The 8129-nt window shown below is 54.8% G+C and carries 7 protein-coding genes, 1 tRNA gene, 2 other RNA genes and 1 pseudogene; 10 read left to right on the top strand and 1 reads right to left on the bottom strand.

The genetic code is table 11. The features are described from left to right. Position 1 precedes the first annotated feature (1 nt). The 5 genes and pseudogenes from cydD (at position 2) to infA (ending at position 4743) form a co-directional block, all read left to right on the top strand. The gene (gene cydD, locus FDX09_RS23415; RefSeq protein WP_137347943.1) at positions 2-1768 is read left to right on the top strand and encodes a cysteine/glutathione ABC transporter permease/ATP-binding protein CydD; all 1767 of its coding nucleotides are present in this window, start codon (positions 2-4) and stop codon (positions 1766-1768) included. Then, the gene (cydC, locus tag FDX09_RS23420; RefSeq protein ID WP_137347944.1) at positions 1769-3490 is read left to right on the top strand and encodes a cysteine/glutathione ABC transporter ATP-binding protein/permease CydC; all 1722 of its coding nucleotides are present in this window, start codon (positions 1769-1771) and stop codon (positions 3488-3490) included. A 44-nt stretch (positions 3491-3534) separates the two neighbouring features. After that, a complete protein-coding gene (aat, locus tag FDX09_RS23425) occupies positions 3535-4239 on the top strand; it encodes a leucyl/phenylalanyl-tRNA--protein transferase (protein WP_038639268.1) in 705 nt (234 codons plus the stop codon). After that, positions 4240-4597 (top strand): annotated as a pseudogene (locus tag FDX09_RS23430) (hypothetical protein). Continuing rightward, positions 4525-4743, top strand: a complete 219-nt coding sequence (infA, locus tag FDX09_RS23435; protein WP_002211347.1) for a translation initiation factor IF-1 — start codon at positions 4525-4527, stop codon at positions 4741-4743. Before FDX09_RS23430 ends, infA begins: the two are co-directional and overlap by 73 nt. 81 nt (positions 4744-4824) lie before the next feature. Here the strand turns inward: infA and FDX09_RS23440 are convergent, their stop codons facing one another. Further along, positions 4825-5736: a LysR family transcriptional regulator gene (locus FDX09_RS23440; protein ID WP_069323241.1), complete on the bottom strand. Its 912-nt coding sequence runs from the start codon at positions 5734-5736 to the stop codon at positions 4825-4827. A 108-nt stretch (positions 5737-5844) separates the two neighbouring features. On the opposite strand from FDX09_RS23440, the gene FDX09_RS23445 reads away from it, so the two are divergent. The 5 genes from FDX09_RS23445 (at position 5845) to FDX09_RS23465 (ending at position 7997) form a co-directional block, all read left to right on the top strand. After that, entirely contained in the window at positions 5845-6705 is an 861-nt protein-coding gene (locus FDX09_RS23445; RefSeq protein ID WP_137347945.1) for a pirin family protein, read from the top strand. Positions 6706-6721: 16 nt separating this feature from the next. Beyond that, entirely contained in the window at positions 6722-7399 is a 678-nt protein-coding gene (locus tag FDX09_RS23450; protein ID WP_032939929.1) for an isochorismatase family protein, read from the top strand. A 149-nt stretch (positions 7400-7548) separates the two neighbouring features. After that, positions 7549-7636, top strand: a tRNA-Ser gene (locus FDX09_RS23455). Positions 7637-7680: 44 nt separating this feature from the next. After that, positions 7681-7816, top strand: a non-coding RNA gene (locus FDX09_RS23460) — RtT sRNA. Positions 7817-7861: 45 nt separating this feature from the next. Then, positions 7862-7997: non-coding RNA, RtT sRNA (locus tag FDX09_RS23465), on the top strand. Positions 7998-8129: the final 132 nt, after the last annotated feature.

Below are 8129 nucleotides of genomic sequence, written 5' to 3' on the forward strand. Positions count from 1 at the left end.
AATGAATAAAACCCGTCAAAAAGAGCTGACCCGCTGGTTAAAACAGCAAAGTGTAATATCCCAACGATGGCTGAACATTTCACGCCTGCTGGGATTCGTGAGCGGCCTGTTAATTGTCGCTCAGGCCTGGCTCATGGCCCGAATTCTGGACCATATGATCATGGGCAATATCCCCCGGGAAGCGCTTCTGCTCCCTTTCATCGTGCTGATTTTGGTTTTCATCCTGCGCGCATGGGTCGTCTGGTTGCGCGAACGCGTCGGGTTTCACGCCGGGCAACATATTCGCTTTGAGATTCGTCGCCAGGTTCTCGATCGCCTGCAACAGGCGGGTCCGGCCTGGATACAGGGTAAACCAGCCGGGAGCTGGGCGACCCTGATCCTCGAGCAGATTGACGATATGCATGATTACTATGCGCGTTATCTGCCGCAAATGGCGCTGGCCGTATGCGTTCCCCTGTTGATTGTGGCGGCCGTTTTTCCGTCAAACTGGGTAGCCGCTCTTATTCTGCTCGGAACCGCCCCGCTAATCCCTCTGTTTATGGCGATGGTCGGTATGGGCGCAGCCGACGCTAACCGCCGCAACTTTCAGGCGCTTGCCCGACTAAGCGGTCATTTTCTCGATCGCCTCCGGGGTATGGAAACGCTGAGAATATTTGGCCGCGGTGAAGCCGAAACAGAAAGTATTCGCGCAGCATCACAGGATTTCCGCCAGCGCACGATGGAAGTCCTGCGCCTGGCATTCCTGTCATCCGGGGTCCTCGAGTTCTTTACGTCGTTGTCTATCGCTCTGGTCGCGGTTTACTTCGGTTTTTCCTACCTCGGCGAGCTCGACTTCGGCCACTACGGTATGGGCGTCACGCTGGCGTCCGGTTTCCTGGCGCTCATTCTGGCACCGGAGTTTTTCCAACCCCTGCGCGATCTCGGGACGTTTTATCACGCCAAAGCGCAAGCCGTTGGAGCAGCAGACAGTCTGAAAACCTTTATGGAAACCCCGCTGGCGCACCCTGAGCATGGTGAGATTGAGCTGGCGACGAAAGATGCCGTTTCAATTGAGGCTGCAGGTCTGGTCATCACCTCGCCGGAAGGCAAAGTGCTTGCGGGACCGCTCAACTTTACCCTGGCAGCAGGTCAACGTGCGGTAGTGGTAGGACGTAGCGGATCCGGAAAAAGTTCGCTGCTGAATGTTCTGTCCGGTTTTCTTTCTTATCAGGGGTCGCTGCGGATTAACGGTTTTGAACTACGCGACCTGTCGCCTGATTCCTGGCGCAAACAGCTGTCGTGGGTTGGGCAAAACCCTCAGCTTCCTGCCGCCACGTTACGCGAAAACGTACTGCTGGCACGGCCCGATGCCAGTGAAGAACAGCTTCAGGCCGCACTCGACAGCGCCTGGGTGAGCGAGTTTTTACCGCTGCTGCCGCAGGGCGTAGATACGCCAGTCGGCGATCAGGCGGCCCGACTTTCTGTTGGTCAAGCGCAGCGCGTGGCCGTGGCGCGCGCGTTACTTAATCCGTGTCAGTTGCTTCTGCTGGACGAACCCGCAGCCAGCCTTGATGCCCACAGTGAACAACGCGTGATGCAGGCATTGAACGCAGCATCGCGCCGCCAGACCACGCTGATGGTGACGCACCAGCTTGAAGATCTTGCCGACTGGGATGCTATCTGGGTCATGCAGGATGGTCAGATCGTTGAACAAGGTAGCTGGGCTGAACTTAGCGCTGCCAACGGTGCTTTTGCAACACTACTGGCTCATCGTCAGGAGGATATCTAAATGCGCGCTTTGCTACCCTATCTGACGCTGTATAAACGTCACAAATGGATGTTAACGCTGGGCATCGTTCTGGCGATCGTTACGCTGCTGGCCAGTATTGGCTTGCTGACGCTCTCAGGTTGGTTCCTGTCTGCTTCTGCGGTGGTGGGCGTCACTGGAATTTACAGTTTTAACTATATGCTCCCCGCCGCGGGCGTACGTGGTGCGGCAATCACCCGAACCGCAGGCCGTTATTTCGAGCGCCTGGTCAGTCACGACGCCACGTTCCGAGTGCTGCAACACCTGCGGATTTATACCTTCAGCAAGCTGCTACCGCTCTCCCCTGCTGGCCTGTCCCGCTATAGACAAGGTGAATTACTTAACCGCGTCGTCGCTGATGTCGACACGCTCGATCATCTTTATTTACGCGTTCTGTCTCCGCTGGTGGGAGCGTTTGTCGTCATCATGGTGGTCACGCTGGGACTGAGCGTTCTCGATTTCACGCTGGCTGTCACCCTCGGTGGTATTATGCTGCTGACCTTATTCATTCTGCCCCCACTTTTTTATCAGGCCGGCAAAAGTACCGGGCAAAACCTGACGCATTTGCGTGGGCAATATCGTCAGCAATTAACCTCCTGGCTGCAGGGCCAGGCTGAATTAACTATCTTCGGCGCCAGTGAACGCTACCGGGCTCAAATGGAAGCCACCGAATTGCAGTGGCATGAAGCGCAGCGACGTCAGTCCGAATTAACGGCACTGTCGCAGGCGATCATGCTGTTAATCGGCGCGCTGGCGGTGATTATGATGTTATGGATGGCCTCAGGCGACGTGGGCGGAAATACCCAGCCAGGCGCGCTAATCGCGCTGTTTGTCTTCTGTGCGCTGGCTGCGTTTGAGGCATTAGCGCCTGTCACCGGCGCGTTTCAGCATCTCGGCCAGGTTATCGCCTCTGCATTACGCATCACCGAACTGACCGAACAGCAGCCAGAAGTCACCTTCCCGGATACCGAATCTCCGGTTTCTGAGCAGCTCACTCTTACCCTGCGTGAGGTCTCATTCAGCTATCCGGGGCAGACACAAAAAGCACTCGATACCCTTTCTTTACTGGCAAAACCCGGTGAGCACATCGCTATTTTAGGTCGCACCGGCTGCGGAAAGTCAACGTTGCTGCAATTGCTGACCCGCGCATGGGATCCGCAGAGTGGCGAAATCCTGATTAACGATCGACCGCTTTCAGCCCTGAATGAAGCCACGTTGCGCCACATCATCAGCGTCGTGCCACAGCGCGTACATCTGTTTAGCGCTACGCTTCGCGATAACCTGCTGCTGGCAGCTCCGCACGCCAGCGATGAAGCATTATCCGCGATCCTGCGCCGCGTCGGTCTGGAAAAACTGCTTGAAGACGATGGGCTCAACGCCTGGTTGGGCGAAGGCGGTCGTCAGCTTTCCGGCGGCGAGCTCCGCCGTCTGGCTATCGCCCGCGCCTTGCTGCATGATGCCCCGCTGATGCTGCTGGATGAGCCTACCGAAGGGCTTGATGCCACAACAGAAAGCCAAATGCTTGAATTAATTGGCGATGTGATGCGGGATAAAACCGTGCTGATGGTCACACATCGTCTGCGCGGATTGTCGCGTTTTGATCAAATAATAGTGATGGACAACGGACAAATTATTGAGCAAGGTAATCACGCAGATCTGTTAGCCAGGCAGGGGCGTTATTACCAGTTTAAGCAACGTCTGTAAGCTATTATTGAACGATCAAACTCGCGTAGTGGAGTTTCACTGTCATGCGCCTGGTGCAACTGTCCCGCCATTCTATAGCCTTCCCATCACCGGAAGGCGCTTTACGCGAGCCTAACGGTTTACTGGCGCTGGGAGGCGATCTTAGCCCTGCCCGCCTGTTGATGGCCTACCAGCGCGGTATTTTCCCGTGGTTTTCTCCCGGTGACCCTATTCTCTGGTGGTCACCCGATCCGCGCGCCATTCTTTGGCCTGAGAACTTTCACCTCAGTCGCAGCATGAAACGCTTTCATAAAAATTCGCCTTATCGTGTGACGCTCAACTACGCGTTCGGTCAGGTGATTGAAGGCTGTGCGAACGATCGGGAAGAAGGCACCTGGATCACACACGATGTGGTGGACGCTTACCATCGGCTGCACGAACTGGGACATGCGCACTCAATTGAAGTATGGCGACAAAATGAATTAGTCGGCGGCATGTATGGCGTAGCGCAAGGTACGCTGTTTTGTGGCGAATCAATGTTCAGTCGTCAGGAAAATGCGTCCAAGACCGCACTACTTGTTTTTTGCGCGGAATTTATCCGTCAGGGCGGAAAATTAATCGACTGCCAGGTGTTAAATAGCCACACAGCATCCCTGGGCGCCATCGAAACCCCGCGACGGGAGTACCTTGAGCAGCTGAGCAGACTGCGTCAGCAGCGGCTACCGAGCCATTTCTGGATACCAAGGACGTTATTTTCGCCTCAGGGGTGAATGTTTTCGGCACATTTTTTGTCGGGGTGTTATAATTGTGCCGCAGAGTTGGTTTAGCCCATTACCCCGCCGCCGTTAAGGAACAGTTCGCGCCAGGCAACGCCTATCGTTTATCTCCTCGTTCCCTTATACGTTGCGCTTTACGTGCAGCTTTGCCGTGGGTGGTCAGAGTAATGCGCCAAACCCGATTTGCTGTGTTTTAAACGCACAAATCTTTACTTATTAAAAGAACTTCGGCATTATCTTGCCGGTTCAAATTACGGTAGTGATACCCCAGAGGATTAGATGGCCAAAGAAGACAATATTGAAATGCAGGGTACCGTTCTCGATACGTTACCTAATACCATGTTCCGCGTAGAGTTAGAAAACGGTCACGTGGTTACTGCACACATCTCCGGTAAAATGCGCAAAAACTATATCCGCATCCTGACGGGCGACAAAGTGACTGTTGAGCTGACCCCGTACGACCTGAGCAAAGGCCGCATTGTCTTCCGTAGTCGCTGATTGTTTTCACGCCACCATGATGGCGTCCAGATAATAAAAGGTCGGTTTAACCGGCCTTTTTTATAGGCTGAGGATCTGTATTTAATCCTCAATCATCCGCGCATATTCTTCTGTTAAGAAATCCACCAGGGCGCGTACCGAGGGCAGTAATCCCCGACGAGACGGAAAGACTGCGTGAATAATTTCCCGCTTGGGCTCCCAACCGTCGAGCAATGCCACCAGTTCACCCGCCGCTAATTGCTCTTTCACCATCAGTTGCGGAAGTTGTACAACCCCCACGCCGGCAATCGCGGCTTCACGTAACGCCAGCATATCAGTGGTGATCATTCGCGGCGTGAAATGCACCTCCGCCCGTGCGCCCTGTGGGCCGAATAGCTCCCAGCGATGCACATGTTTACCCGATGCCAGACTCAGGCCCGGCCAACGGGTCAATTCCGCCGGGGAGTTAACCGCGCCCATTTGTTCAATTAATCGCGGGCTGGCATATAACCGGTGTCCCCTGTCTGCAAGTACCCGCATCACCAGGTCGCTATCCTCAAATGGACGAGGTCTGACGCGAATCGCCACGTCCAGACCTTCACCGATAACATCAACGCGACGGTTCGTCGCCTCAAGCTGCACGGATACATCGGGATAACGCGCCATAAATCGGGCAAGCATTGGCCCAATATGCACATGCAACAAGGTGACCGGACAAGTCAGCTTCACAACGCCACGCGGCTCAACCTGTAAAGCCGCAATGGCATCCTGCGCCGCCTGCGCTTCCACCAGCATCGCCTTACAGTGCTCGTAAAAGGTTTGTCCGACTTCAGTCACGTTAAACTGCCGGGTGGTTCGCTGAATAAGTCGAACCCCCAACCTCTCTTCAAGTTGCGCAATACGTCGGCTCAGTTTTGATTTCGGTTCATCAAGCGCACGCCCCGCCGCGGCGAATCCACCTTCCTCTACGACATGTACAAACCAGGCAAAATCATTGAGATCCGGCTTTGTCATTTTATTGTCCTATTAATGAGACAGTGAAGACCATTTTAGCGACTACTCAATTCGCTGTCATGAATATAAGCTTATTCACATCAAGATAACGCCACTGAGGAGACACAAATGAAACAAGTAACAGGCGTCTACACCGCACCTCGCCCGCACTGGGTTGGCGATGGATTTCCGGTTCGCTCAATGTTCTCTTACCAGTCTCATGCAGAGCAGTTAAGTCCATTCCTGCTGCTGGATTACGCCGGTCCGCATACGTTCACACCGGGTAACGAAAAGCGCGGCGTCGGCGAACACCCTCACCGTGGTTTTGAAACGGTGACCATCGTTTACAGCGGTGAAGTTGAACATCGTGATTCAACCGGTCGCGGCGGCATTATCGGTCCCGGCGACGTGCAGTGGATGACCGCAGGTGCAGGAATTTTGCACGAAGAGTTCCATTCACCGGAATTTACCCGTCGGGGCGGCGAACTGGAAATGGTACAGCTGTGGGTCAACCTGCCGGCAAAAGACAAAATGGCCACGCCGGGTTATCAGAGCATCACCAGCGATGTTATCCCAACGGTTGCTCTGCCTGATGAAGCAGGAAGCGTTCGCGTTATTGCGGGTAGCTACGAGGAAACCAAAGGGCCTGCACATACCTTTTCGCCGCTGAACGTCTGGGATATGCGACTGCAACGTAATCATCAGCTCGCGTTGTCTCAGCCTGAAGGATGGAGCACCGCGCTGGTGGTATTGAAAGGCAATATCACCGTAAACGGCGCCACGCCAGCCAGCGAAGCGCAACTGGTGGTGCTAAGCCAGCAGGGGAAAACGCTGCACATTGAAGCCACCAGCGATGCCATCGTGCTGCTGCTGTCTGGTGAACCGTTGAACGAGCCAATTGTAGGTTACGGCCCGTTTGTCATGAACACGAAACAAGAAATCGCTGAAGCCGTACGCGATTTTAACTCCGGCCGTTTTGGCCAAATCTGAATCGAAGGAGAAGAATATGTCCAGTCCTGCAAACTTTAATGGTTCACGTCCGGTCATCGATGTGAATGATTCCGTCATGCTGCTTATCGACCATCAGAGCGGGCTTTTCCAGACCGTGGGCGATATGCCAATGCCAGAGCTGCGTGCGCGTGCTGCTGCGCTGGCTAAAATGGCCACCCTGGCGAAAATGCCGGTGATTACCACGGCGTCTGTACCGCAGGGACCTAATGGCCCGCTGATCCCTGAGATCCATGCCAATGCGCCCCACGCCCAATACGTGGCGCGTAAAGGCGAAATCAACGCCTGGGATAACGAAGACTTCGTTAAAGCGGTAAAAGCAACAGGTCGTAAGACGCTGATTATCGCCGGTACGATCACCAGCGTCTGCATGGCTTTCCCGGCCATCAGCGCAGTGGCTGAAGGTTATAAGGTCTTCGCCGTAATCGACGCCTCCGGCACCTACAGCAAAATGGCGCAGGAAATTACCCTGGCACGCGTGGTTCAGGCTGGCGTCGTGCCGATGGATACCGCTGCCGTCGCTTCTGAAATTCAGGGGACATGGAACCGTGAAGACGCCGCTGAATGGGCTGAAGTGTATACCAAAGTCTTCCCGGCGTATCAGTTGCTGATAGAAAGCTACAGCAAAGCCCAGGAAGTCGTGACCAACGGCGAAAAACTGGACTCTCAGCGTTAATTATATCCTCCGCGCCAGTCCGGGCGGAGGAATATGTACACTGCGTAACCAAACAACAGTGAACCTGTAAATTCTGCTTGACCGTTTTAGCGCAACTCCCTATAGTAGCGCCCCGTTGCCCCCCAAGCGGTCAGGCAGCAATACAATATGGTGAGGTGTCCGAGTGGCTGAAGGAGCACGCCTGGAAAGTGTGTATACGGCAACGTATCGGGGGTTCGAATCCCCCCCTCACCGCCATATTTTAAGAAGAGCTCGTACGCAAGTACGGGCTTTTTTTTCGCATGTTGCACGTCTGCGGGGGGATGAGAAGCCCCGACCGGGGTTCGACTGCTGGCGCAGCCAGCTGGACAGATGACGAGCCTGTGAGGAATCTGCCCGCAGGGCGAGCAAAGCGAGTCAATCCCCCCCTCACCGCCATATTTTAAGAAGAGCTCGTGCGCAAGTACGGGCTTTTTTTTTCGCATATTGCACGCCTGCGGGAGGATGAGAAGCCCCGACCGGGGTTCGACTGCTGGCGCAGCCAGCTGGACAGATGACGAGCCTGTGAGGAATCTGCCCGCAGGGCGAGCAAAGCGAGTCAATCCCCCCCTCACCGCCATATTTTAAGAAGAGCTCGTACGCAAGTACGGGCTTTTTTTTCGCATATTGTATTTGCCGGATGCGGCGCAAGCGCCTTATCCGGCCTACAGTCATGCCCCTCCTCGTAGGCCTGATAAGCGAAGCGCCATCA

The sequence above is a fragment of the Citrobacter sp. wls717 genome (genome assembly GCF_005280955.1).
Lineage (GTDB): Bacteria > Pseudomonadota > Gammaproteobacteria > Enterobacterales > Enterobacteriaceae > Citrobacter > Citrobacter werkmanii.